The 25,828-nt window shown below is 64.6% G+C and carries 22 protein-coding genes; 12 read left to right on the top strand and 10 right to left on the bottom strand.

Going from position 1 to position 25,828, the window contains the following annotated elements; all coding sequences use genetic code 11:
- Positions 1 to 65: 65 nt before the first annotated feature.
- Together ACKWRH_RS18060 and ACKWRH_RS18055 are read right to left on the bottom strand one after the other, a co-directional pair.
- Positions 66 to 1,379, bottom strand: coding sequence for an ABC transporter substrate-binding protein (locus ACKWRH_RS18060; protein WP_445221679.1), 1,314 nt, complete (start codon positions 1,377 to 1,379; stop codon positions 66 to 68).
- Positions 1,380 to 1,450: 71 nt separating this feature from the next.
- Complete coding sequence (locus ACKWRH_RS18055) at positions 1,451 to 2,512, bottom strand: ABC transporter ATP-binding protein (protein WP_445221678.1); 1,062 nt, start codon at positions 2,510 to 2,512, stop codon at positions 1,451 to 1,453.
- 201 nt (positions 2,513 to 2,713) lie between these two features.
- Here ACKWRH_RS18055 and ACKWRH_RS18050 point away from each other — a divergent pair, with 201 nt between their 5' ends.
- From ACKWRH_RS18050 to ACKWRH_RS18025, 6 genes are all read left to right on the top strand, one after another.
- Positions 2,714 to 3,814, top strand: a complete 1,101-nt coding sequence (locus ACKWRH_RS18050; protein ID WP_445221677.1) for a LacI family DNA-binding transcriptional regulator — start codon at positions 2,714 to 2,716, stop codon at positions 3,812 to 3,814.
- A gap of 122 nt (positions 3,815 to 3,936) precedes the next feature.
- Positions 3,937 to 5,766: an IlvD/Edd family dehydratase gene (locus ACKWRH_RS18045; RefSeq protein WP_445221676.1), complete on the top strand. Its 1,830-nt coding sequence runs from the start codon at positions 3,937 to 3,939 to the stop codon at positions 5,764 to 5,766.
- 135 nt (positions 5,767 to 5,901) lie between these two features.
- A complete protein-coding gene (locus ACKWRH_RS18040) occupies positions 5,902 to 6,633 on the top strand; it encodes an SDR family oxidoreductase (protein ID WP_445221675.1) in 732 nt (243 codons plus the stop codon).
- A gap of 120 nt (positions 6,634 to 6,753) precedes the next feature.
- Positions 6,754 to 7,500 (top strand): SDR family NAD(P)-dependent oxidoreductase, encoded by a 747-nt coding sequence (locus ACKWRH_RS18035; RefSeq protein ID WP_014495989.1) that lies wholly within the window; start codon positions 6,754 to 6,756, stop codon positions 7,498 to 7,500.
- Between the two features lie 69 nt (positions 7,501 to 7,569).
- Positions 7,570 to 8,703 carry a serine hydrolase domain-containing protein gene (locus tag ACKWRH_RS18030; RefSeq protein WP_445221674.1) on the top strand — a complete coding sequence of 378 codons (1,134 nt, stop codon included), beginning with the start codon at positions 7,570 to 7,572 and terminating at the stop codon, positions 8,701 to 8,703.
- Positions 8,704 to 8,706: 3 nt separating this feature from the next.
- The gene (locus ACKWRH_RS18025) at positions 8,707 to 9,099 is read left to right on the top strand and encodes a GFA family protein (protein WP_014495990.1); all 393 of its coding nucleotides are present in this window, start codon (positions 8,707 to 8,709) and stop codon (positions 9,097 to 9,099) included.
- A gap of 2 nt (positions 9,100 to 9,101) precedes the next feature.
- On the opposite strand, the gene ACKWRH_RS18020 is transcribed toward ACKWRH_RS18025, so the two are convergent.
- A complete protein-coding gene (locus tag ACKWRH_RS18020) occupies positions 9,102 to 10,013 on the bottom strand; it encodes a DMT family transporter (RefSeq protein WP_445221673.1) in 912 nt (303 codons plus the stop codon).
- A 90-nt stretch (positions 10,014 to 10,103) separates the two neighbouring features.
- Here ACKWRH_RS18020 and ACKWRH_RS18015 point away from each other — a divergent pair, with 90 nt between their 5' ends.
- The 3 genes from ACKWRH_RS18015 to ACKWRH_RS18005 all read left to right on the top strand — a co-directional run bounded on the left by ACKWRH_RS18015 (position 10,104) and on the right by ACKWRH_RS18005 (position 12,210).
- Positions 10,104 to 10,976, top strand: coding sequence for a LysR family transcriptional regulator (locus ACKWRH_RS18015; protein WP_445221672.1), 873 nt, complete (start codon positions 10,104 to 10,106; stop codon positions 10,974 to 10,976).
- A gap of 71 nt (positions 10,977 to 11,047) precedes the next feature.
- Positions 11,048 to 11,728 carry a site-2 protease family protein gene (locus ACKWRH_RS18010; protein WP_445221671.1) on the top strand — a complete coding sequence of 227 codons (681 nt, stop codon included), beginning with the start codon at positions 11,048 to 11,050 and terminating at the stop codon, positions 11,726 to 11,728.
- Between the two features lie 62 nt (positions 11,729 to 11,790).
- Positions 11,791 to 12,210 carry a hypothetical protein gene (locus tag ACKWRH_RS18005; RefSeq protein ID WP_445222432.1) on the top strand — a complete coding sequence of 140 codons (420 nt, stop codon included), beginning with the start codon at positions 11,791 to 11,793 and terminating at the stop codon, positions 12,208 to 12,210.
- Here ACKWRH_RS18005 and ACKWRH_RS18000 read toward each other — a convergent pair.
- From ACKWRH_RS18000 to ACKWRH_RS17975, 6 genes are all read right to left on the bottom strand, one after another.
- A complete protein-coding gene (locus ACKWRH_RS18000) occupies positions 12,198 to 13,013 on the bottom strand; it encodes an energy transducer TonB family protein (RefSeq protein ID WP_445221670.1) in 816 nt (271 codons plus the stop codon). The genes ACKWRH_RS18005 and ACKWRH_RS18000 overlap by 13 nt on opposite strands.
- A 9-nt stretch (positions 13,014 to 13,022) precedes the next feature.
- Positions 13,023 to 13,478 carry a TonB system transport protein ExbD gene (gene exbD / locus ACKWRH_RS17995; RefSeq protein WP_038955170.1) on the bottom strand — a complete coding sequence of 152 codons (456 nt, stop codon included), beginning with the start codon at positions 13,476 to 13,478 and terminating at the stop codon, positions 13,023 to 13,025.
- Between the two features lie 3 nt (positions 13,479 to 13,481).
- Entirely contained in the window at positions 13,482 to 14,438 is a 957-nt protein-coding gene (exbB, locus tag ACKWRH_RS17990; RefSeq protein ID WP_445221669.1) for a tonB-system energizer ExbB, read from the bottom strand.
- Positions 14,435 to 15,124, bottom strand: coding sequence for a Fe2+-dependent dioxygenase (locus ACKWRH_RS17985; RefSeq protein WP_445221668.1), 690 nt, complete (start codon positions 15,122 to 15,124; stop codon positions 14,435 to 14,437). Before ACKWRH_RS17985 ends, exbB begins: the two co-directional genes overlap by 4 nt.
- A gap of 2 nt (positions 15,125 to 15,126) precedes the next feature.
- Complete coding sequence (locus ACKWRH_RS17980; protein WP_445222431.1) at positions 15,127 to 17,529, bottom strand: TonB-dependent receptor; 2,403 nt, start codon at positions 17,527 to 17,529, stop codon at positions 15,127 to 15,129.
- Between the two features lie 224 nt (positions 17,530 to 17,753).
- On the bottom strand, positions 17,754 to 17,993 hold the full coding sequence (locus ACKWRH_RS17975; RefSeq protein WP_028146580.1) for a hypothetical protein: 240 nt from the start codon (positions 17,991 to 17,993) through the stop codon (positions 17,754 to 17,756).
- A gap of 397 nt (positions 17,994 to 18,390) precedes the next feature.
- Between ACKWRH_RS17975 and ACKWRH_RS17970 the strand changes: the two genes are divergently transcribed.
- The 3 genes from ACKWRH_RS17970 to ACKWRH_RS17960 all read left to right on the top strand — a co-directional run bounded on the left by ACKWRH_RS17970 (position 18,391) and on the right by ACKWRH_RS17960 (position 23,337).
- Entirely contained in the window at positions 18,391 to 19,563 is a 1,173-nt protein-coding gene (locus tag ACKWRH_RS17970; protein WP_445221667.1) for an efflux RND transporter periplasmic adaptor subunit, read from the top strand.
- Positions 19,560 to 22,706: a multidrug efflux RND transporter permease subunit gene (locus tag ACKWRH_RS17965; protein ID WP_445221666.1), complete on the top strand. Its 3,147-nt coding sequence runs from the start codon at positions 19,560 to 19,562 to the stop codon at positions 22,704 to 22,706. The genes ACKWRH_RS17970 and ACKWRH_RS17965 overlap by 4 nt, the downstream gene beginning before the upstream one ends.
- A 64-nt stretch (positions 22,707 to 22,770) precedes the next feature.
- Positions 22,771 to 23,337, top strand: coding sequence for an invasion associated locus B family protein (locus ACKWRH_RS17960; protein WP_445221665.1), 567 nt, complete (start codon positions 22,771 to 22,773; stop codon positions 23,335 to 23,337).
- Between the two features lie 159 nt (positions 23,338 to 23,496).
- On the opposite strand, the gene ACKWRH_RS17955 is transcribed toward ACKWRH_RS17960, so the two are convergent.
- Positions 23,497 to 25,785: an arylsulfatase gene (locus ACKWRH_RS17955; RefSeq protein ID WP_445221664.1), complete on the bottom strand. Its 2,289-nt coding sequence runs from the start codon at positions 25,783 to 25,785 to the stop codon at positions 23,497 to 23,499.
- Positions 25,786 to 25,828 lie beyond the last annotated feature (43 nt).

Genomic DNA, 25,828 nt, shown 5'->3' with positions numbered 1-25,828 from the left:
TCGGATTCCCCTCTACGAAGCATCGCGGCGTCCGGCGAACCGGACGCCGCGCAGATTGGAGCTGATCAGACCTGATAGTAGCGCTTGGCACGCTCGGCGGCGCGCGCTGCCGCCTGCTTCGGCGTCGCGGAGCCCGAGGCCGCCTCGGCGAACATGTCGACGACGACGAAGTCGCCCATCACGGCGGCGGAGGCATAACCGAGATCGCCGGCAAAACCGTTGTCGCGGCAGCGCTTGAGGCAGTCGCGGTACGGGGTGATCTTCGGGTCCGACGTCCACACCGGGTTGTCGTTGTAGGCCGGCAGCGGCGGAGACACGTAGCCGTTGGAGGCAACCTCCCACGCGTCGTAGTTCTCCTTGTCCATCATGAACTTGATGAATTCCTTGACCGCCTTCGGATACTTCGAGTGCTTGTAGCCGTAATAGACGAGCACGTTCTGCTGCTCGGTCGACACGCCGACCGGCCCGATCGGCATCGGCGCGTGGTTCATGTCCTTGGCAATCTCCTGCTGCTTCGGATCGGTCGAGTTCTTGCCGACAGTCCAAATCGAGATGCCGTTCAGCGTGAGGCTGAGTTCACCGTTCAGGAACGCCTTGTTGTTGTTCGAGTCATTCCACGACAGCACGCCGGGGATAAAGGTCTCGTAGAGCTGCTTAACGTATTCGAGCGCGGCGATCGTCTCGGGCGAGTCGATCACGACCTCGTTCTTGTCGTTGACGACCTTGCCGCCGAACGCCCACAGCGCCCACTGGCACCAGCCGTTGGCATCGCCCGTGGCGTGGCCGAGCGCGAAGCCGGCCGGCGTGTTGTTCTTCTTCAGGGCCTGGCAGAGCTTGAGGAAGCCGGCGGTGTCCTTCGGGAATTCCTCGAAGCCGGCGGCCTTCACATGGCTGATGCGGTAGTTGAGGCAGCCGCCGGTCGCGCCTTGGGGAATCGCGATCCAGCCATTGCCCTTCTTGCCGTACTTCTCGGCGACCGGATACCAGCCGCCATACTGGGCGCCGAGATATTGGGCGACGTCGGTGACGTCGATCAGCTTCTCCGGGAATTTGTGGGGATCATCGAGCGTGCCGATGATGAGATCGGGACCGGCGCCGACATTGGCGGCGACCGCGGCCTTCGGACGGATATCCTCCCAGCTCTCGGCCTCCAGCTTGACCTTGACGCCGGTCTTCTCAGAGAACTTCTTGGTCTGCTCGGCGAACTTGTCGAACTCGGCCTGGATGAACTGCTTCCAGCGCAAGACGCGGATGGACGCGTTCGGTTCGGGCGTGTTGGTCCACTCCGCGGCGCGCACCGGCACGATGCCCGGGCCGGCCAGCAACGCTGCGCCGCCCAGGCCGGCCTTAAGCACACTTCGCCTGTCGAAATTGCTCATCGTTCTCTCCCTGAATTTTCTATTTGTATTGGGTCGTTCTTGAACAGTCGTTGGGCAATCCTTCAGCGCCGCTACATGCGTTTGCCCGTCGCCTCGTCGAACAGATGAACCAGTGACGGATCAGGCTTCAGCTTGACCTTGTCGCCCGGATTGAACTGGTGACGCTCGCGGAAGACTGCGACGACCTGCTCGCCACCCACCTTCGCAAACACCTGTGTCTCCGAGCCGGTCGGCTCGACCACGATGATCTCGGCATCGGCGCCGTCGTCCGCGATGGTGAAATGCTCGGGTCGCACACCATAGACGACAGGGCGACCGTCGGACCCTGCAGGCGCGTTCTTGAGCGGCAGCTTGACGCCGTTCGGCCCCTCGAAGGTCGCAACGCCGTTGACGCGGACGTGCCCCTTCAGGAAGTTCATGGCTGGCGAGCCGATGAAGCCGGCGACGAACTGGTTTTCCGGCTTGTCATAGAGCTCGAGCGGCGTGCCCATCTGCTCGACGATGCCGTCATGCATGACGACGATCTTGTCGGCCATGGTCATGGCCTCGATCTGGTCGTGGGTGACGTAGACGGTCGTCGTCTTGAGCCGCTGGTGCAGCTCCTTGATCTCGGTGCGCATGGCGACGCGCAGCTTGGCGTCGAGGTTCGACAAGGGCTCGTCGAACAGGAACACCTGCGGATCGCGCACGATGGCGCGGCCCATCGCGACGCGCTGGCGCTGGCCGCCGGAGAGCTGGCGCGGATAGCGCTCGAGCAGCGGCGACAGCGCGAGAATTTCGGCGGCGCGCTTGACGCGCTTGTTGATCTCGTCGGAGCTCGCGTTCCGCAGCTTCAGCGAGAAGCCCATGTTCTCGCCGACGGTCATGTGCGGATAGAGCGCGTAGTTCTGGAACACCATCGCAATATCCCGCTCCTTGGGCTGGATATTGTTGACGACGCGGTCGCCGATCGAGATCGTGCCGGAGGTGATGTTCTCGAGGCCTGCAAGCATGCGCAGAAGCGTCGACTTGCCGCAGCCGGAGGGGCCAACCAGGACGACGAACTGGCCGTCCTCGATCGGAATCGAAACGCCGTGCAGGACTTCAAAATTGCCGAACGATTTCCGCACGTCGCGGATTTGCACAGACGACATCTAGCTCCCTCCTCGAAAGTCCACGACGCCTCACGCGCCGCGACCGTCTTGTTTTTCAGACTTCACCGAACGAAGCCCGATCTTAGCGAGCGACATTGTCGGCAGTTTGTGCGGTTTTGGCAATTTGTCTTTGGTTAGTCGTTGCTGGTAGCGCTGTCAACGTTCCTTTGTTTGCCGGACCGACTGTGATAAGAGCAGCAAATGGGTCGAAAACGCACCAAGTCAGGTAAAATCCGGCTGGCGGAAGTTGCCGAGCTTGCCGGCGTCAGCCCGATCACGGCGTCCCGGTTCTTCCGCAATCCGGAGGCCCTGTCGGTCGCCAAGCGGACGCGGGTCGAGAGCGCGGCCAACGAGCTCGGCTATGTGCCGAACCTGGCGGCGCGGGCGCTGGCCTCGCAGCGCACCGAAGTGATCGGCGTCTTGATCCCGTCACTGACCAACAACGTGTTTTCCGACGTGCTGCGCGGCATCTATGACGCCTCCGAAGGCAGCCGGTACTCGATCCAGTTGTCCAACACACGCTACAGTATTCTCCAGGAGGAGAAGCTGCTGCGCCTGTTTCTCGCGCAGAAGCCGGCCGGACTGATCGTCACCGGCATCGACCAGACCGCGGAATCGCGCGCGATGCTGGAGGCCGCCGACTGCCCGATCGTGCAGATCATGGAGATCGGGCCCAATCCGGTCGACATGATGATCGGCTTTTCGCACTATGATGCGGCCCGCGCGGCGATCGCCCACCTGTTCGCGCAGGGCCACCGCAAGATCGGCTTCGTCGGCGCGCGCATGGATCCGCGGGTGCAGCGGCGGCTGGACGGTTATGTCTCGGCCATGAAGGACGCCGCGCTGTTCGAGCAGCGCCTCGTCGTCACGACGGCGACACCGACCTCGGTGACGCTCGGCGGCACCCTGTTCACCGATCTGCTGGCGCGCGAGCCCGATATCGACTCGGTGTTCTGCGCCAATGACGACCTCGCGCTCGGCGTGCTGTTCGAATGCCGGCGCCGGGAGATCGCGGTCCCCGAGCAGATCGCGATCGTCGGATTCAACGACCTCGAATTCATGGCCTCCGCGGTGCCCACCCTCACCAGCGTGCGCACCAACCGCTACGAGATGGGCAACACGGCCGCCACCATGCTGATCGAAGCGATCGACGGACGCCGCCCCGAGCAGCCGGTGCTCGATCTCGGCTTCAAGGTGATCGAGCGGCAAAGCTCGTCGTCGCGGCGTTCGGAAGACAGGCCTGCCGCATCGGGCGGGGGCGCCGCGAACAAAATGATAGCGTTACCAAGTAGCCAAGACTAGTATCGCACTTGTGAGGGAATGACCCGCCAACGGGCCTTTGAACCATGGATCGCGCCGTTGGGCATCGCACCAGCCGAAGCTGAGCCCCCGACGCCAGTGCGTTTGCATTGCAGGAGAAACCAATGACAAAAAAGCCAACCAATGGGCATGCGCCCGCCAGCAACGGCGCTCGCCGCCACCTCCGCTCGCAGGAATGGTTCAACAATCCGCATAATCCGGGCATGACCGCGCTCTATATGGAGCGCTACCTGAATTACGGCCTCACCCGGGCCGAGCTTCAGTCCGGCAAGCCGATCATCGGCATCGCCCAGACCGGCAACGACCTTTCCCCCTGCAACCGCCACCATATCGAGCTGGCGCACCGCGTCCGCGAAGGCATCCGCGAGGCCGGCGGCATTGCGATGGAATTCCCGACCCATCCGATCCAGGAGACCGGCAAGCGCCCGACCGCCGCGCTCGACCGCAACCTCGCCTATCTCGGCCTCGTCGAGATCCTCTACGGCTATCCGCTCGACGGCGTGGTGCTGACCACCGGCTGCGACAAGACCACGCCCGCCTGCATGATGGCGGCGGCGACCGTGAACCTGCCCGCGATCGTGCTCTCGGGCGGCCCGATGCTGAACGGCTGGCATGCCGGCGAGCGCACCGGGTCCGGCACCATCGTCTGGAAGTCGCGCGAACGGCTCGCCGCCGGCGAGATCGACTATGAAGAGTTCATGGAGATCGTGGCGTCCTCGGCGCCGTCGGTCGGCCATTGCAACACCATGGGCACGGCCTCGACCATGAACGGCCTTGCCGAAGCGCTCGGCTTCTCGCTGCCGGGCTGCGCGGCGATCCCCGCCCCCTATCGCGAGCGCGGCCAGATCGCCTACGAGACCGGCAAGCGCGCCGTCGAGATTGTCTGGGAAGACCTCAAGCCTTCGGACATCCTGACCCGCAAGGCGTTCGAGAACTGCATCGTGATCAACTCGGCGATCGGCGGCTCGACCAACGCGCCGATCCACATCAACGCGCTGGCACGCCACATCGGCGTCGAGCTGTCGATCGACGACTGGCAGAAATTTGGCCACGACGTGCCGCTGCTCGTCAATATGCAGCCGGCCGGCTTCTATCTCGGCGAGGAGTTCCACCGCGCCGGCGGCGTGCCGGCCGTGGTGCGCGAGTTGATGAAGCACAAGCGCATCCACGAGGACGCGGTCACGGTGAACGGCCGCGGCATCGGCGAGAACTGCGCCAATGCGCCCGCGCCCGACAATGACGTGATCCGGACCTACGACAAGCCGCTGGTGAAGGACGCCGGCTTCCTGGTGCTGAAGGGCAATCTGTTCGATTCCGCGATCATGAAGACCAGCGTGATCTCCAAGGAGTTTCGCGACCGCTATCTCAGCAACCCGAAGGACCTCAACGCCTTCGAGGGCCGCGCCATCGTGTTCGAGGGCCCGGAGGACTATCACGAGCGGATCGACGATGCCTCGCTCGACATCGACGAGCGCTGCGTGCTGTTCATCCGCGGCACCGGGCCGATCGGTTATCCCGGCGGCGCGGAGGTCGTGAACATGCAGCCCCCGACCGCGCTGATCAAACGCGGCATTCTGTCCCTGCCCTGCATCGGCGACGGCCGCCAGTCCGGCACCTCGGGCTCGCCGTCGATCCTGAACGCCTCGCCGGAAGCTGCCGCCAATGGCGGGCTCGCGATCCTCAAGACCGGCGACAAGGTGCGCATCGACCTCAACAAGGGCAGCGCCAACATTCTCATTTCGGACGACGAGGTGAAGAAGCGCCACGCCGAGCTGATGGCCAATGGCGGCTTCAAGCATCCGGCGAACCAGACGCCATGGCAGGAGATCTACCGCAACACCGTCGGCCAGCAATCGACCGGCGCCTGCATGGAGCTCGCCACACGCTACCAGAACGTCGCCGGCACATTTGGTGTGGCGCGGGATAATCACTAGCACGGTCATTCCGGGGCGCGACGAAGTCGCGAGCCCGGAATCCATTTATCAACCGACGCTGTGGCCCGATGGATTCCGGGTTCGCGCCAAGAGGCGCGCCCCGGAATGACGAGAGAAAATTAAAAGGAGAAGAAAATGGCAGACCGCCTCAAGGGAAAGCGCGCCGTCATCACGGCTGCGGCAGCAGGCATCGGACGCGCATGCGCCCTCGCGTTCGCGCGTGAGGGCGCAACCGTCATCGCGACCGACATCAACGAGGCCGGTATCGCCGGTCTGACCAAGGAAGGCATCGCCGAGGTCGCAAAGCTCGACGTCCGCAACACCGCCGACGTCAACGCCTTCGCCAAGCGCGTCGGCAAGGTCGACATCCTGCTCAACGCGGCGGGCTTCGTGCATCACGGCACCATCCTGGAGTGCTCGGAAGAGGATTTTGACTTCTCGTTCGATCTCAACGTCAAGTCGATGCACCGGACCATCCGGGCCTTCCTGCCCGAGATGCTGGCGGGCGGCGGCGGCAGCATCGTCAACATCTCGTCCTGCGCGGCGCTCCGGCCGCCGGCCAACCGCTACGTCTACAGCGCGTCGAAGGCGGCGGTGTCGCTGCTGACGCGCGCGGTCGCGCTCGACTTCATCACCAAGGGCATCCGCTGCAACAGCATCTGCCCCGGCACCGTCGAGACGCCCTCGATGCTCGACCGCGCCGCCGCGCAGGGACCGCAGGGCAAGGAGATGTTCGTCTCCCGCCAGAAGATGGGCCGGCTCGGCACCGCCGACGAAATCGCATCCATGGCGGTCTATCTCGGCAGCGACGAAAGCGCATTCACCACCGGCGTCGACCTTGTCGTCGACGGCGGCTACATGCTCTGATCGCTCCCCATCCCGAGGAGGCGCGACAGCGCCCTCTCGGGGGATGGGCCACGGGCTTATGGTTCGAGACGCGCGCAAGTGCGCGCTCCTCACCATGAGGGATAGATAAGGGAGTTCTCGATGAACAAGATCGATCTCAACGGCCGCATTGCCGTCGTCACCGGCGGCGCGCAGGGCTTTGGCCGTGCCATCACCCGGCGTTTCATAGACTCCGGCGCCAAGGTCGCGATCTGGGATTTTGACTCGGCTCTCGCCGAGAAGACCGCGAATGAAGTCGGCGGCGAGACAAAAGTCTTCAAGGTCGACGTCACCGACCCCGCCGCCGTCGAGCAGGCGCGCGATGCGACGCTTGCCGCCTTCGGCAAGATCGACATCCTCGTCAACAATGCCGGCATCGCCGGCGTTAACAAGCCGGTCTGGGAGACCGATCTCGAGGAGTGGCGCAAGGTCCTGCGCATCAATCTCGACGGCCCTTTCATCGTCTGCAAGGCGATCGTGCCGACGATGCTCAAGCAGAAATACGGGCGGATCGTGAACATCGCCTCGATCGCCGGCAAGGAAGGCAATCCCAACGCCTCGCATTATTCGGCCTCCAAGGCCGGACTGATCGCGCTGACGAAATCGCTCGGCAAGGAATTGGCGGCACATGACATCCTCGTGAATGCGGTGACGCCGGCCGCGGCGAAAACCGCGATCTTCGACCAGATGACGCAGCAGCATATCGATTTCATGCTGTCGAAAATCCCGAAGGCGCGCTTCGTGCTGGTGGAAGAGCTCGCCGCGATGGTGAGCTGGCTCGCATCCCAAGATTGTGCCTTCTCCACCGGCGCGGTGTTTGATATTTCCGGCGGACGGGCGACCTACTGAGGCATTGGTCGCCCTTGAAGGGGGCGGACCATGCGGCTTGGACGTCGGGATTTTGGGCGTCGGGATTTCATGAAGTTCGCAGCGGGCGCAGGCGCGCTGCCGCTGCTGTCGCGCGTTGCGCCCGCGCAACTGGCGCCAAACCCGCCGAGCATCCGTCCGCCCTCGCCGGCCGAACGCGGCGCCATGGCGCGGCTCGCGCGCAGCTTCATGGACAAATACGACGTGCCGGCGCTGTCCTTTGCGATCGGTTATGCCGGTACTGTTGTCCATGAGGACGCCTTCGGTTTTGCCGATCGCGAGCGGAACGAGACCGTGACGCCGCGGCATCTGTTCCGGATCGCCAGCGTCAGCAAGATGATCACCTCGGTCACTATCTTCCGCCTGATCGAGGAGAACCGCCTCAAGCTCACGGATCGTGTGTTCGGCCCCGGTGCACTGCTCGGCACCGACTACGGGTCACCGCCCTACTCTGCCGGCGTCGACCAGATCACGCTCGAGCATCTACTGACGCACGCTGCCGGCGGCTGGAGCAATGACAACCGCGATCCCATGTTCACGCATCCGCGGATGGATCATGCCGAGCTGATCGCCTGGACGCTCGCCAATCGGCCGCTGGACCGGCCGCCGGGCCAGCACTATGCCTATTCCAATTTCGGCTATTGCGTGCTGGGCCGCGTGATCGAGAAGCTCACCGGCCAAGCCTATGCCGAGCACGTACGCACCGAGGTGCTGACGCGCTGCGGCGTCACCGACATGACCATCGCGGGCAACACCCGCGACCAGCGTCAGGCCGGCGAAGTCGCCTATTACGGTCAGGGCGAAAGTCCGTATGAGATGAAGGTAAGGCGGATGGATTCCCATGGCGGCTGGATCGCGACGCCGGCGGATCTCGTTCAGTTCCTGATGCATGTCGACGGCTACACGAGACCGGCAAACATCCTGCGGCCGCGCACCATAGAGGTCATGACCACCGCGCCCAGCTACAGCCCGAACTACGCCAAGGGCTTCTGTGTCAACAAATTCGACAATTGGTGGCACAATGGCAGCCTGCCGGGCACGAGCACGATTGCCGTGCGCACCCATGGCGGCTTCTGCTGGGCCGCCTTCACCAACACCAGACGCGGGAATTCCAACATGGATGGCGATCTCGACAATCTCAACTGGAGCATGGCGCGCCAGGTCGGCGAATGGCGGGTGGCCTGAGCCATGATCCGGGAAGGTGGATGCCTGTGCGGCGCGGTGCGGTTCAAGGCGGAGGGTGAGCCGCTCAACGTCCGCATCTGCCATTGCCGCCTGTGCCAGAAGGCGATGGGCTCGCCCTACTTTGCTCGCGCGCAATTCGATCAGCGCGCGCTGACCGTCGAGGGCGACACCGGCCGCTATGCCTCGTCCGAGAACATCGACCGCGTGTTCTGCAAGCGCTGCGGCACACGCCTGTTCTCCTGGCGACGCAACGGCACGCTGGCGGGCGTTTCGCTCACGACCTTCGACGATCGCAACGCCTTCGCGCCGACCGAGCACATCTGGGTCTCGGAGAAGGTCGCCTGGCTGAAGCTCGACGACGGCCTGACGCAATATCAGGGCACCATCCCGGCGTGACGTCAGGCTTGCCCTGACGCAGGCACTTTCGCAGCCTGAGCGCGCCGTCCCGTCGTCGTCGCGATCCAGATCCCGGCAAACACCGCGACAATGCCGGCCGCCAGATTCCAGCGCAGCGGCTCGTTCAGCAGCCAGGCGCCGACCAGCGAGGCCGTGATCGGATTGACCGTCACCGAGATCGCGACGCGCGTCGGCGTGGTCCGCTCCAGCGCGAAGGCCCAGAGATAGAAGGTCAGCGCTGCGCCGAAGGCGCCGAGATAGAAGGCCGCCAGCCATTGCGGCGCGCCGAAACCGGCGACCGGCGCAAAGCTGCCGCGGATATACGAGAGCAGGATGAGGCAGGCCGCGCCGGCCGCCATGCTCATGGTCGTGAAGGCGATCGGGCCGGATCGCCGGATCAGCGGCTTCGACCAGATGCCGTACAGCGCCATGCACAGCGCGGCCGCCATCATCAGGAGATCGCCGCGCCAGGCGCCAGATGGCGCCGAGGTCAGGTCGGAGAGCAGCGCGACGGCGACGCCAAACGTCGCGATCACGACACCGATCGATTTGCGCCAGCTCAAGGCTTCGGCGCCAAGCGCGGCGCCGATCACGAGCGACAGCAGCGGAAGCGTCGACAAGGCGAGCGCGCCGCGCGCGGCGGTCGTGAAGATCAGCGACGCGTTGAACAGGATCGGAAACAGCGCGAAGAACAGGATGCCGAGCCCGGTCGTGGCGGCCCAATCCCCTCGCCCCGGCCAGCGATCACCGCGGAGCAGCGTGAGAGGCAACAGCAGCAAGAAACCGATGCCGAACCGGAACGAGCCGATCGCCAGCGGATCGAGGCTGCCCACGAGATAGCGCGTGGCGCCGATCGAGGTGCCGCCGAGGCCGCTCGACAGCACCGCGGCCAGAACGCCGGAAATTTCGCCCACACTCCCTCCCTTGACGAGCCTTGAACGCAGCATACGAGGCGCGCTGAAACAGGGAATGGAGTTTCCGTCATGCTGGGATAAGTTTTCGTCATGACCACGCCTGTTCTCGACCCCGATCTGCTGACGGCATTTCTCGCCGTCGCCGAGCATCGCTCGTTCACGCGCGCAGCCCAATTGCTCAACCGGACCCAGTCGGCGGTCAGCGTCCAGATCAGGCGCCTGGAAGAGCGGATCGGCACCAAGCTGTTTCAGCGCACCAGCGCCGGTGTCGCGCTGACCGCGGCGGGAGATGAGCTCCTCGTTTATGCGAGGCGGCTTCTCGACCTCAATGCAGAGGCGATCGATGTGCTCCGCGCACGCAAGCGCGACGCCGTGGTCCGCCTCGGCGTGATGGACGATTACGGCACGATCGTCATTCCGCCCTTGCTGGCGCGCTTTGCCCAAAACCATCCGGAGATCCGGGTCGAGATCGAGACCGGGCTGACCGCGACGATGCCGGCCCGGCTCGACGAGGCCTATGACCTCGTCATCGCCATGCATCCGGAAGGACGCGGCGGTGGCGAGCTGCTGCGGCGCGAGCAGGCGGTCTGGGCTGCGGCCAGGACGTATCGGGCCGAAGCACAGGACACGCTGCCCGTCGCGCTCTACCCGCCGGGCTGCCTGTTCCGGCAATGGGCTGCCGAGGCCCTCGATGCCGCCGGCCTGCCTTGGCGCCTCGCTTTCGTCAGCCGAACACTCGCCGCGGTCGAGGCGATCGCGGCGCAGGGGCTCGCGATCACGGTCGTGAAGGCCGGTACCCTGCCCCCTCGCCTGCAAATTCTGTCGGAGCGCGAGGGCCTGCCGCCGTTGCCGGGAGCGGACATCCGCCTCCACCGCGCGCGCAATCTGTCGCGGCCGGCGGCGCTGCTGGCCGATCATTTACAGCTTGGGATTTCGGAACCGGCGTCCCATATCCTGACCTGACGCGTTGGCCCACCACCGGATTGGCCGGGTTGGCTGCAAGGCCACGAGGCACAAACCGGGACGGACGAGCCGTGAACGTTTCCTTTTATGACATTTCGGTGTGGGTGCTCCCGCTGGTGCTCGCCATCACCTTCCACGAGGCCGCGCACGCCTTCGTCGCGCATCGTCTCGGCGACAACACGGCCTGGCAGCTCGGCCGCGTCAGCTTCAATCCGCTCCGCCACATCGACCCGTTCGGCACCCTGATCCTGCCGGCGATGCTGCTGTTCGCACACTCGCCGTTCCTGTTCGGCTATGCCAAGCCGGTTCCCGTCAATTTCCGCAAGCTCAACCATCCCAGGCTCGACATGGTCTGGGTGGCCCTTGCCGGGCCCGCCACCAACATCCTGCTGGCGCTCGCGGCGGCTCTTGCCCTCCATGCCGTGCCCTTTGCACCGGCCGGCTCGGCCCAGTGGATCTTCGACAACCTCAAGAACGCGCTGGTGATCAACGCGGTGCTGGCGGTGTTCAACATGATGCCGATCCCGCCGCTCGACGGCGGGCGCGTCGCAGTCGGGCTGCTGCCCCGGCCGCTCGCTTTGCCGCTGGCCCGGCTCGAGCCATTCGGGATGCTGATCCTGATCGGCCTGTTGATCCTGCTGCCGCTCGTGGGCTCGCAGTTCGGTCTAAATCTTGATGTTATTTCAGGAATACTGCGAACGTTGACCGGTTATGTGATTCAGGCTGTTCTCTTCCTGACCGGCAACGCGTAGTTGGACAGAACACCCGAACACAAGCCGAAGGGCTCGAGGCCGACTTGGTCAAAGCTGCCGATATGCTGATCGCGCGACGCGCGGACACCCGCGCCCGCGCCGATTTTGCCACGTGGAAGATGATGGCCAAGCTCAACGGGTCCTCCGCGCTGCCTGCCGAGGCGCAGGAGTTCCTCGCAAGCTACAAGAACCTGCTGGCGCGGATGAGCGAGGGCGAGGCCACCGAGGCCACGATCGGGGCGATCTACAAGGCCTACTATGCCGAGATGGGCGGCGCGGGAACTCCGCCCGACGTCCGCACCCGTCCGCCCGAGCCGGCGGCGGACAATGTTACCGCTTTCCGCCGCCCGCCTCCGAAACCGACGAAGACGGCCTCGTTCACGGCGGCGTTTGGCGGAGCCCAGAAACGGCCGCTCCCGGTGGCGCTGATCTTCGTCTGCCTGGTCGTGGTCTATGTCGGGATCCGGCTCTACTGGCGCTGAGCCGATTTCTTCTTTTTCTTCTCGTCCGGCGGCGTGAAGATGATGTCGACGGTACGCTCGAACCGGTCTTCGGTCAGTCCGGCCGGGGGCTGCGGGATGGGATCGGACTTGCGGACAATCGAGAGTGCGGCCGCATCGTAGGCCGCATCCCCTGACGACTCCACGACGTCGACGGACAGCACGTTGCCCCTGCGGTTGATCGCGAAGCTGACCTTCACCTTCTGATTATTGGGCTGCTTGCCCTCCGGGTTGACCTTGTGGGCCGTGAGGTGCGCGCTGATCTTGCGATTCCAGTCGGTCGTAATCCTGAGGATGTCCTTGCCGAGGCCAAGCACGGGCGCCAGGGCCTTCTCGGCTTCGCGCGCGTCCTCGTCGAGTGTCTGCCGCGCCGTTGCAACCGACTGCGGCGAAGCCTCGGCAGCGGGTGTCTCGACCGCCGCGATCTTGGGATCCTCGTCCTGCGGCTTCTTCGAGATGTTTTCGGTGACGACCCGATCGGGATCGTCGACCTGTTGCGACTGGTCCTTTGGAAGCTCGGTTTCCTTGGTCTCGGCCTTTTGCTCGGGAAGCGCCTGCTGCTCCTGCATCGCTTCGCTGTCCGGTCCCGGCGGAAGGTCGGTCTCGGGCGCCTTGGGCGAGGCCATCTCGACGGCGAACTCCGCGCCGGCTGCGCCCAGGCCATCGTCGTCGTCATCGGTCCGCAGATGGGCCAGGGCGAGCGCGGCACCGCCCAGATGGAGCGCGAGCGCCGCCACCGCCGCCAAAATCCAGAGCTTCCGGGATGGTCTGGCTTCGTCCGACATCGTGCGCCTCTAAGGCTGACCGGCGCCTGCCGCAGGCGCTCCGGGAGCGCCTTCCAGCGCGACCAGCTTCACCCGGGAATAGCCGCCTGAGCGCAAGAGCTCCATCACACCCATCAATTCGCCATAGGGCACCGAACGATCGGCGCGCAGGAACACATACTTGTCCTTGCTCATGTCGGACAGGCCGTCGAGGGTCCCGATCAACTCGGCGCGGTGGACCGGGTTTTCGCCGATCGCAAGCGTCAGATCGGGCTTGATGCTGAGATAGGTCGGCTTGTCCGGCTTCTTCTGCGGGGTCGCGCTCGAGGTCGGCAGATCGATCGGCAGATCGACCGTGGAGAGCGGAGCCGCGACCATGAAGATGATCAGCAGCACCAGGATGACGTCGATGAACGGCGTGACGTTGATGTCGTGCGTCTCGCCGAAATCGTCGTCGTCGTCATTGTCTGCGAGCGAAACGCCCATGGTTCACTCCGCCGCGCGCGAATGCGCGCTGCCGTGGCTGCGGTCGAGATCGCGCGAGAGCAGCCGCGCCGCCGCGCCCGAGGCACGGCTGACGAGTTCGAGATAGCTTTTCGTCATGCGCGAGAAGTGGTTGTAGATAATGACGGCGGGAATGGCGGCGACGAGGCCGATCGCGGTCGCGAGCAGCGCCTCGGCGATGCCGGGCGCGACGACGGCGAGGTTCGTGGTCTGCGACTTCGAGATGCCGATGAAGCTGTTCATGATGCCCCAGACCGTGCCGAACAGGCCGACGAAGGGCGACGTGGAGCCGATGGTCGCGAGCACGCCCATGCCGATGCGGATGCGCCGTGCCTCCGCGCGCACGATCTCGGAAAAGCTCGAGGCCGCACGCTCCTTGATGCCGGCATCGCTGGACAGGCCGGCCGACATCCGCGCCTCACGCAGCGCTGCCGCCAGGAAGGACGGCAGAATGCCCTGCTTGGCGCCGAGCGCCATCTGCGCTTCCGCCAGCGACCGCGCCTCCGAGATCTTCTTCAGTGCCGAACGAAGCTTGCCGGACGCGACCGACAGCTCGATCGACTTGGCGATCAGCACGGTCCAGGTCATCAGCGATGCAAAGGCAAGCCCGATCATCACCGCCTTCACGATGACGTCCGCCGACATGAACATCACCCAGGGCGACAGCTCCTTCATCGACGGCGCGATAGCGGCCGCGGCATCGACCTTCACGGGCGTCGGGGTGGCGGCCGCGGGCGACGCCGTCTGGACAGCGGGGGCGGCCTGAACCGCGGGCGCGGTTGCCGATGGCGCTTCCGCCGGTCCGGGCGCAGAAGGCTGAGCCGTCGCCTGAGCCGGTGCCGCCGGCTGGGTCTGTGTCTGGGCAGAAACAGGGGATACGAGCCAGGCGGCCGCCAGCATCAAGGCGGCGGCAAGGCTTGCTTGGAAGGACATTATCTTCATACTTCGGCCCAGTAGCGAATGAGGTTGTGATAGATACCCGTCAATTTGACCGTTTCGGGATCGTCACGCCCGAGCCGTTCCACCAGCGCCTGAATCGCGGTGTCGAGGTCAAAGATCATGCTCCGGGCTTGCTCGTCCCGTATCATGCTCTGAAGCCAGAAGAAAGACGCAACCCGCGTTCCCCTCGTTACCGGCGTGACGAGATGGAGGCTGGTCGAGGGATAGAGCACGCAGTCCCCGGCTTGCAACTTCACTTCGTGCGAACCGTAGGTGTCCTCGATCACAAGTTCGCCACCGTCATACTCTTCCGGCTCGGCCAGGAACAGTGTGACCGAGAGGTCTGTGCGGATGCGAAGGCCGGTCAGGCGGTCACCGCGGATCGCGTTGTCGACATGCAGGCCGAAATGGTGGCCGCTGCTCGCCGCATAGCGGTTGAACAGCGGCGGGAAGATCTGGAGCGGGATCGCCGCCGCGATGAAGCGCGGGTTCGAGGTCAGCGCCGAGATGATGCGGTTGCCGAGCTTTCGCGCGACCTCGCCATCCGGTGGCAATTGCTCGTTGCGCTTAACCATCGCCGACTGCGAGCCGGCGGTGGAGCGCCCGTCCTCCCATTCGCTGGCGTCCATGATGCGGCGGAAATCCGCCACATCATCCTTGCTGAGAACGCCAGGCAGGCACGTCAACATGATCAGAACTTCGCAGATGTTACGATGTAGAACGCCCTGCCCGGCGCGACCGCCACGAACGGCGTCGCGCTGCGATAGAGCGTGTCGTAATAGAGCTTGTTGGTGAGGTTCTGGGCGTAGAACTTCATGGTCCAGTTCTTGTCGATCTTCTTCTCGATGAACGCGTCGAAGCGCCAGTAGCTCGGGATCAGCGTGCCGGTGTTGGCGCCGAAGGTGCCGCCATAGACCTTGGAGCGGAACACCGCCTGGCCGCCGAGCTCCCAGTCACCGTCGAATTTGTACTTGGTGAGCAGGCTGAACGACTGATGCGCGACGTTGGCGAGTGGCAGGCCGACGTTGCTGGGGATGTTGCTCTTGGTGACCTTCGAGTCCATCAGCACGATGCCGCCGAAGATGCTCCAGCGATCGGTCAGCTTGCCGCTGGCCTCAATGTCGATACCCTGGATCCGGTAGGCCGCACCCGAGGTCAGCGTGGTGCCGACGGTCTCACGGGCATTGTCCTTGGTCGTTTGGAACAGTGCGCCGGTCACCAGCAGGTGCCGGTCGAACAGCTCCCATTTGGTGCCGACTTCCGCCCCCTTGTTCTGCTCGGGCCCGAGGATCGTGGTGCCGGTCGGCGGAGACGAGCCGTAGTCCGTGCCGGTTGCGTCGAGCTCGGAGCCGAACGGATTGGTCGAGGTCGCATAGGCCGCATAGAGGCTGCCGATCGGAACGGGCTTGTAGACGATGCCGACGTTGTAGTTGACGAAGTCGGAGTCGACGCTGCTCGAAGCCGCCGCAATCGACGATTTCAGCTTGTAGCTGTCCCAGCGCACACCGCCGTTCACGATGATGGTGTCTTCCCAGTTCGCCGTGTCCATCACGTAGACGGCGCCGCTATCGACGTTGTAACGGGTCGGATCGCCGCCAAGCACCGGGTTGAACGGGCCGGGCGTGTTGGTGTAGCCCGGTGAATACATGTTCTGGAGTGTCAGAGCGCCACTGCTGGTGGCGCCGGCGCCGAACGCTTCCGATGAGAGGCCGGTGTAGCGGCCGATTCCGATGCGTTCATTGGCGACATCGAGCCCGGTCACCGCCGTGTGCTTGACCGATCCCGTGTTGAACTTGAACGCGGCCTCTTCCTGGTTGGCGATGACGTCGACCCACTGGTTGCGGCTCTGCGCGCTCGCGGTGATCGTCCACTTGGTCGGATCGGGATTGGTCGTGATCGGCGATTGCGGCAACGTGCCGATATATTCCAGCGTCGACTGCTCCATGCGGGTCCGGCTGGTCAGGGTGATGTTGTCGGTCGGCTTGTACTCGCCGGTCAACGTACCGAAATCCTGCCGCGCGGTCTGGAAGTCGCGATTGAGGAAACCGTACCAGTTGCCGCGCGGAATGCCCGCTTCGGTGGCCGGCACGTTGCCTTGCTTGTAGTAGGGCACGCCGAAATCAGGATAGCCGCTGAGGTCGGTGTGAACGTAGTTCGTGGTGATCTTGATGTCGTTGGTCGGGGTGTACTTGGTCGAGATGAAAGTGCCCCAGCGATTGTCGGTCACGTAGTTGCGGCCGGCGACATTGGCGTCCTGGAACAGGCCTCCGACGCGCACCGAGAAGGTCGGGTCGATGACCTGGTTGACGTCGATGGTGACGCGCTTGGTCATGTCGGTGCCGAACGTCGTCTCGGCGTTCTGGAAGTTGCGATCGGTCGCCTGCTTGGTGACGATGTTGATCGCACCGCCCGCGGTGCCGCGGCCCGCAAAGGACGAGGCCGGGCCGCGCAGGATCTCGAGCTGCTCGGTGAAGAAGTTCTCGCGGATGGAGACCGCGGGATCGCGGATGCCATCGATGAAGACGTCGTTGCGCACATCGAAGCCGCGGATGAAGAAGCGGTCGCCGAACGCGTTGCCGCCTTCACCCGAACCCAGCGTTACGCCCGCGGTCGAGCGCCCGATCTCCCTCAGGGTCGTCGCGTTCTTGTCTTCGAGGATCTCCTTGCTGAGCACGGTGATGGTCTTGGGCGTGTTCAGAAGCGGCTCGGGAAACTTGCCCGACGCCTGGACACGGTCGACCTTGTAGGGCGCGGCCGGATCGGCATAGGGATTTGCATCGGCCGGGCCGGAGGGCGTCGTCGGAGCCGACTGCTGAGCCTGCTGGCGCTGCGCGGCGCGGCGAACCGCGTTGCGGGCGCGGACCTGCTCGGGCGAAGGCTTGGAGGCCGCCGGGCGCGGACGCTGGACCGGCGCATCGACCGTCACCGGCGGCAGGTTCGACTGCTGCGCCTCTGCGCCGCTCGACACCGACGCGACTGCGATCAAGCTCGCGACGGCCGAGACCTTCTTGCCGGAAATTCCCGCGGACTTCTCATCCATCCCATTGAACGCTACGACCGAACGCAACGACTTCGGTGCGACCACCTGCCCCATTACCAAACGCCCCATCTTCTTGTTCGCTCATTCACTTCGACGAACGATGGGTGTTGGTATCGGCCGCAAAATAGCGGGTCAATGCGAGCACACCGCGAGAACGCTTGAATCAGTCCAGATCAAAACGATTCTAAACTGTAGTTTGAAATCGTTCTAAAATCAGATTGGACTCATTCTAAAGTGAGCGCAAAATTATCACGCGCTACTCGGTCTCGCTCACAGCATCAATCGCTGCTCGGCGGCTTCATCAGCGAGAACAATTCGTCGACGGTTTTCTGCGCGACGGCGCGCACGCGATCGGAGTTGTCCATGCCGGCGATGTTGACGCCGTTGACGACGGCTTTGATCTCGTCGCGAAAGTCGGTCAGGAATCGCAAGGGATCGCGCTGCTCGTTAGCGACGCGTGCGATCAGTCCCGTGATCAGAATCTGGCACGCGATCAGCTTGCCGTTCAGTTCGTCCATCCTGCGCTCCCGTTGTGGCGGGGCCGATATGACCGATGCCGAATTTCCTGACAACCGAAACGCCGTGCAGGCGAATTAGAACCATTCTCACGGGGGATGATTCCGGCTCACTTCGCAGCGCAGCCGGGGCGGCCTTGCGGACAGCTCCGCAGGCCGCCCACAGCGGCTCCGGGCATTGCCCAAGATTTGCGCGCGGATCGTTCGCGTCGGGAAAATGCAGCACTGCACACCGTAGTGCCACGGAGCTGCCTAGACAGTGCAAAGCTTTCCAATTGTTTAGGATTCCGAACGGATAGTGCTGTTTACACTGGAACTTGGCGTGTATTATACAAGCGCGCTGGAACCCTACGATTGCTCCACAATTCGTAGTTTTGAGCGTACGAACCAACGAGCCGACATGAAAAAAACACGGCCGATCCTCTGGATTCTTATCATCGCGGCCGTGGCTTCCGCGGGTTACTATGGCTGGCAGAAATTCGGCTCGCCCGAGGCCGGAAAAACCCAGACGGCTCAAAAGGGTCCGCCACGCCCGTCCGCCATCCCCGTCAGCGTTTCGCCGGTCCAGAAGTCCGACTTCCCGGTTTACCTGACCGGTCTCGGCACGGTTCAGGGCTTCAACACCGTGCAGGTCCGGAGCCGGGTTGACGGCCAGATCGACAAGATCGCCTTCAGCGAAGGCCAGATGGTCAAGCAGGACGAGCTTCTGGTCTCGATCGATCCCCGGCCCTATCAAGCCACGCTCGACCAGGCCAAGGCCAAGAAGGCGCAGGACGAGGCGAATCTCGCCAACGCCAACCTCGAGCTCCAGCGCGCCATGAAGCTCGGCGAGTTCGCGACTGCGCAGCGGGTCGACACCCAGCGTTCCACCGTCGCGCAGCTGACCGCCCAGATCGCCGCCGACGAAGCCGCCATCTCCAACGCCCAGACCCAGCTCGACTACACCCAGATCAAGGCGCCATTCACCGGCGTGGCCGGGCTGCGCCTAGTCGACGTTGGCAACATCGTCAACGCCTCCACGCAGACGGGAATCGTGACGATCTCGCAGGTCGAGCCGATCTCGGTGATCTTCACCGCGCCGGAAGATCAGCTGCCCTATATCAGCGAAGGCCAGAAGGCCGGTGCGCTCAAGGTGATCGCGTTCACCACCGACGGCAAGAAAACGCTGGCTGAGGGCAAGCTCGCGGTCATCAACAACCAGGTCGACACGACCAGCGGGACTATTCGGCTCAAGGCGGTGTTCGACAACAAGGAACACACGCTGTGGCCGGGGCAGTCGGTTTCGACGCGCCTTCTGGTACGCACCCTGAAGGACGCGACCGTGGTTCCGGATGACGCGGTTCAGCATTCGACCAACGGCCTCTACGCCTATACCGTCAATCAGGACAACAAGGCGGAAGTGCACAAGATCAAGGTCAGCTACGCCATCGACGGCCGTTCGGTCGTCGACGAAGGCTTGAGCCCGGGTCAACAGGTGATCACCGGTGGCCAGTTCAAGGTCCAGCCCGGAAGCCTCGTCTCGACGGCCGTAGCAAGCTCGGATCCGAGCCAGAACAAGGTACGACAGGAATGACCGAGGGCGGGATTTCGGCACCTTTCATCCGTTATCCCATCGGCACCTCGCTGCTGATGGCCGGCATCCTCTTCGTCGGTCTCGTCGCCTATCCGCTGCTGCCGGTCGCGCCGCTGCCGCAGGTGGACTTCCCGACCATCCAGATCACGGCCAATTTGCCGGGCGGCAGCCCCGAGACGATGGCCTCGTCGGTGGCCCAGCCGCTCGAGCGGCAATTCGCCCAGATCCCCGGCATCGCCCAGATGACCTCGACGAGTTATCTCGGCACCGCCTCGATCACCATCCAGTTCGACCTCAACCGCAGCATCGACGGCGCCGCCAACGACGTGCAGGGCGCCATCAACGCCGCAAGCGGCCAGCTGCCGAAGAACCTGCCCTCGCCGCCGACCTACCGGAAGGTCAACCCGGCCGACGCGCCGATCCTGCTGCTCTCGGCGACATCCGATACACTGCCGCTGACCACCGTCAGCGATGCCGTCGACGCCCAGCTTGCCCAGCAAATCAGCCAGCTCTCGGGCGTCGCGCAGGTCTTCATCGGCGGCCAGCAGAAGCCCTCCATCCGCATTCAGATCGACCCGGCGAAACTCGTCGCCAAGGGGCTATCGCTGGAGGACGTGCGCAGCCAGATCGCGATCACCACGGTCGACAGCCCCAAGGGCAATATCGACGGGCCGAAGCGCGCCTACACGATCTACGCCAACGACCAGCTCACCCAGTCCAAGGACTGGAACGACGTCATCATCGCCTATCGCAACGGCGGCCCGTTGCGAATCCGCGACATCGGCCAGGCGGTCAGCGGGCCCGAGGACGCCAAGCAGGCGGCCTGGGCCAACGGCAAGCGCGGCGTGTTCCTGGTGGTGTTCAAGCAGCCGGGCGCCAACGTCATCGAGACCGTCGACCGGATCAAGGCGACCCTGCCTCGCCTCGTCGCAGCGATCCCGCCCGCGATCAAGATCGAGCTCATCAGCGACCGCACCACGACGATCCGTGCCGCGGTCGAGGACGTCCAGTTCACGCTGCTCCTGACCATCGCCCTCGTGGTTATGGTCATCTTCGTCTTCCTGCGCAGCTTCTGGGCGACGGTCATCCCCACCATCACGGTTCCGCTGGCGCTATTGGGCGCGTGCGCCCTGATGTGGGTCGTTGGCTATTCGCTGGACAATCTGTCGCTGATGGCGCTCACCATCGCGGTCGGATTCGTCGTCGACGACGCCATCGTGATGCTCGAGAACATCACGCGCTACATCGAGGAAGGCGAATCGCCCATGGCGGCCGCCTTCAAGGGCTCCAAGGAAATTGGCTTCACCATCGTCTCGATCAGCATCTCGCTGGTCGCGGTGCTGATCCCGCTGCTGCTGATGGGCGGCATCATCGGACGCCTGTTCCGCGAGTTCGCTGTCGTGCTGGCAATGACCATCTTCGTCTCGATGTTCGTGTCGCTGACGCTGACGCCGATGATGGCCTCGCGCTTCCTGCGCGCCCATGGCGAGGTGACCCACGGCAAGTTCTACCAGTGGAGCGAACGCGCCTTCGACGGCATGCTGCGCGGCTACGAGTACGTTCTCGATCATGCCCTGGCCTGGCGCCGCACCACGCTCCTGATCTTCTTCGCCACGCTCGGCCTGTCGATCTACCTGTTCATCCTGATCCCAAAGGGCTTCTTCCCGCAGCAGGACGTCGGCCTGATCACCGCGACCTCGGAAGCGTCCCAGGACATCTCCTTCGCCGAGATGCAGCGGCGCCAGGTCGAGCTCGGCAAGATCGTGATGGACGATCCCGACGTCGCCACGATCGCGATGAACATCGGCGGCAGCGGCCGCGCCGGCAACAACGGCAATTTGTTCATCACGCTGAAGCCGCGCAACGAGCGCAACGCGTCGGCGCAGGAGATCATTGCCCGGCTCCGCCCCAAGCTCGATAAGGTGTCCGGCGCCCGCCTCTACATGCAGGCGGCCCAGGACGTCCGGCTCGGCGGCCGGCCGACGCGCACGCAGTTTGAATTCACGCTACAGGATGCCGATCTCACCGAGCTCAACGACTGGGCGCCGAAGATCCTCGCCAAGATGCAGACGCTGCCGCAGCTGCGCGACGTCGCGACCGACCAGCAGACGCAGGGCACCACGGTCCAGCTCAAGATCAACCGCGACACCGCATCGCGCTACGGCATCCAGCCGCAGCTGATCGACGACACGCTGTATGACGCCTTCGGACAGCGGCAGGTCACGCAGTATTTCACCCAGCTCAACACCTACAAGGTGATCCTCGAGATCCTGCCGGAGATGCAGGGCAGTCTCGACAGCCTGAACAAGCTCTACCTGAAATCGCCGCTGACCGGCGAGCAGGTGCCGCTGTCGACCTTTGCGACCTGGTCCACCGATCCGGTCCGCCCGCTCTCGATTAGCCACCAGGGCCAGTTCCCGGCGATCACGATCAGCTTCAACCTCGCCCAGGGCGTCGCGCTCGGCCAGGCCACCGAAGCCGTGCAGAAGGCGATGGCCGATCTCGGCGCACCACCGACCCTGAATTCGAGCTTCCAGGGCACCGCGCAGGCGTTCCAGCAGTCGCTCGGCACCGTGCCGCTGCTGATCCTCGCAGCCCTCGTCGTGGTCTATCTGATCCTCGGCATCTTGTACGAGAGCTACATCCATCCGATCACGATTCTGTCGACCCTGCCCTCGGCCGGCGTCGGCGCGCTCCTGATCCTGATGGCGGCCGGCTTCGACTTCAGCCTCATTGCATTGATCGGAATCATCCTCCTGATCGGCATCGTGAAGAAGAACGGCATCATGATGGTCGACTTCGCCATCGCGGCCGAGCGCGACGAGCACAAGACGCCGGCGGAATCGATCCGTCAGGCCGCGCTGCTGCGCTTCCGGCCGATCATGATGACGACGATGGCCGCGCTGCTCGGCGGCGTGCCGCTGATGCTCGGCCACGGCACCGGCGCCGAGATCCGCCAGCCGCTCGGCTACGCCATGGTCGGCGGCCTGATCGTCAGCCAGGCGCTGACGCTGTTCACCACCCCGGTGGTCTATCTCTATCTCGACGAGCTCAACAACTGGTTCTCGGGCTGGGGCCGTTCGGGTGACGGCGACGGCCACGAGGTCGCCGAGCACGGCACCGTTAAGCAAGCCGCCGAGTAAACTTGCGCCGCGGCTCCCGCGACGCTACAGCGAAGCCCTCGGTTCACGCCAACGCGGTTTCGCCATGTCCATGCAATCCAGACTTGTCGCCCTCGCCGCCGCCCTTCTGCTGTCGACAGGCGGTGCGTCTGCCCAGCAGACCGCCAAAAAGAACGCCGCTTCCCCTGCACCGGCCGCACAGCCCGCGCCAGCTCCGACGCAGCCGCAGGCTGACGGTGCACAGCAAGCCGGATGGGTCGTGCGCTGCACCAGCGTCAGCCGCGACGCGCCGCTCGAATGCGCGATGGAGCAGAACGCGGTGCTGACCAAGACCGGCCAGACCATCGTGCTGATCAACATCCGCATCGCGCCCGACACCCGCACACCGGTGGCGCTGCTGCAATTGCCGCTCGGCCTCAACCTGCCCGTCGGGGCCAAGCTCCAGGTCGACGAGGGCAAGACATTCGACCTCCAGATCCAGACCTGCGAGAACCGCGGCTGCTACGCCTCGACGCCGATCGCGGCGGACCTGCTCGCGGCCTTGCGGTCGGGCAAGCAGCTGAAGGTCTCCTTCCAGAACATGGCCAAGGAGGCGATCGCGATCCCGATGCCGCTGGGCGATTTCGCGGCGGCCTACGACAAGATCAAGTAAGGCCCACACTGTCATCGCCCGCCTTGTGCGCAATTGCGCACTGGGGCGGGCGATCCAGTACTCCGAGACGGCTATGGTTCAATCGATGGGCCGCGGCGTACTGGATGCCCCGCCTGCGCGGGGGCATGACACCGGTTCTCGCCACCCAACCTCCCGTCCCTACTGCCGCGCCATCTGCGCGTTGCCGACGGCATCGCCGTCGAGCTTCTGGTCGTCGTGCATGGTGACGGTGACGCGCAGCAGCCGCCCCTCGAATTCGAACGGCGCCTTGTAATGCGACACGGGGCTGCCACGGTCGCGGCCGATGTCGAGGCCGGACCACGAGATCAGCGTGTGGAAGCCGAGCTGGGTCTGGAGCGACCCCGCCGGCTCGCCGTCGATCAGCAGCGTGTATTCGGTGACGCCGGTGCGCGACCCCTTGGCCGGCGGCTCCTTGCGCACGAGCCGCTCGACATGCACGCCGAGCCGCCGCGCGCCTGACGGCACCTTGCGGTCCGACCGAACGACCTGGTGGCTGCCGCCGATATTGAGGTCGTGCACGAGATGGCCATCCCTGACGTAGAGGCTGTAGCCTGACGTCGCGTCGCCATGCGAGATCAGCACGCCGTTTGCACCCGCCTCGTCGGTCTCGACATGCGCCTCGATCGTGTAGCTGCGGCTGCGCACGTCCGGTGCGACATCGGTCGGCACGTGGCCCATGCCGGCGTGGAAGACGAAATGGTGGCGCGAACCATGGAAGCGCGCGGCGTTCTCGGCGAAGCGCGGACCGAAGCGGTCGTCGAGCGGCAGCACCTTGTGCATCTCGGCTTCCGCCCACCAGGTCGCGATCATTGCTCCCAGACGCTCCGGCTCCTTTGCGGCGAGATCGTCGGTCTCGGAGAAATCCCGGTCGAGATGAAACAGCTCCCATTTGTCGTTCTCGAACGGCGTCCCCGAGGGATGGAAGGCGACCACCTTCCATCCGCCGTGCCAGAGGCCGCGATGGCCGAACATCTCGAAATATTGCGGCGAGCTCTTTGAGGGCGCGGACGCATCCGTGATCGAGCGCGCAAAGCTCTCGCCTTCCAGCGGCATCTGTGGGCAGCCACCGATCTCATTCGGCGCCTCGATGCCGATCAGCTCGAGCAGCGTCGGCGTGAGGTCGCAGGCGTGGACGAACTGGTGCCGCAGCTCGCCTTCGCCTGCGATTTTCTTCGGCCAGTTGATGACGAAGGGATCACGGATGCCGCCGCCGTGGGTGTTCTGCTTGTAGCGCCGCAGCGGCGTGTTCGACGCCATCGCCCAGCCATGCGGGAAATTGCTGTGGGTGTCGGGCCCGCCGATATCGTCGAGACGCGCGAGCTTCTCCGCAATCGGCTCCGGCTTGAAGTTGAACGGCCCCATCGCGTTGACGAAGCCGAGCGGCCCGCCCTCCTGGCTCGCGCCGTTGTCGGACATCACGATGATCACGGTGTTGTCGCGAATGCCGGCCGTTTCCAGGAACGAGACAAGCCGTGCAAGATGCCGATCGGAATGATCGAGCATGCCGGCGAAAGCCGCCTGCAGGCGGGTGAAGACGCGGCGCTCGTCGGCCGAGTGCGCCTCCCAGGCCTTGACGCCGTCGTTGCGTGCCGGCATCCGCGTTCCCTCAGGCACCAGCCCGATCGCCTTCTGGCGTGCCAGACGCCGTTCGCGCTCGACGTCCCAGCCGTGCGCGAACTCGGCGTCGTAACTTCTGATGATGTCGGCCGGGGCCTGATGCGGCGCGTGGCAGGCGCCAAGTGCGACCCAGGTGAGCCAGGGAACGTCAGGACGATCGGCGACATGGTCGCCGATGAATCGGATCGACTGGTCGATCAGGTCCTCGGTCAGGTGATAGCCGTCGGCGTAGGTGCCGGGAGGATCAATATGCGTGTTGTCGGAGACGAGCTCTGGCGCGTACTGGTCGGTCTCGGCATCGAGGAAGCCGTAGAAGCGGTCAAAACCGCGTCCCAGAGGCCAGCCGTCGAACGGACCGGCGGCGCCGCTCTCGGTCAGCGGCGTGACATGCCATTTGCCGATCATGTAGTTGCGGTAGCCATGTATGCGCAGCATCTCGGCCAGCGTCCCCGCCTCGCGTGCGATCTTGCCGCGATAGCCGGGATAGCCGGAGTCGAAATTGGCAAGGCAGCCGACGCCGACCGAGTGATGATTGCGTCCTGTCAGCAGCGCGGCGCGCGTCGTCGAGCACATCGCCGTGGTGTGGAATCCGGAGTAGCGCAACCCCTCCGCGGCGAGCCTGTCGATGGTCGGCGTCCTGATTGTCGAGCCATAGCAGCCGAAATCGGAGAAGCCGACGTCATCGAACAGCACGACCAGGATGTTCGGCGCGCCTTCCGGCGGCCTTGGCGCCTCCGGCCACCAGGGGTTCGACTCCGCGACCGTCTTGCCGACGGTGCCGCGGAACGGCGTGCCGCTGCCTGCGCTCATCTGCTCCTCCCTGCTGGCTGCGCGAACTGCACGGTTGACCCGC

The organism is Bradyrhizobium sp. Pa8, from assembly GCF_052588265.1.
This window is presented reverse-complemented; position numbering and strand designations above follow the sequence as displayed.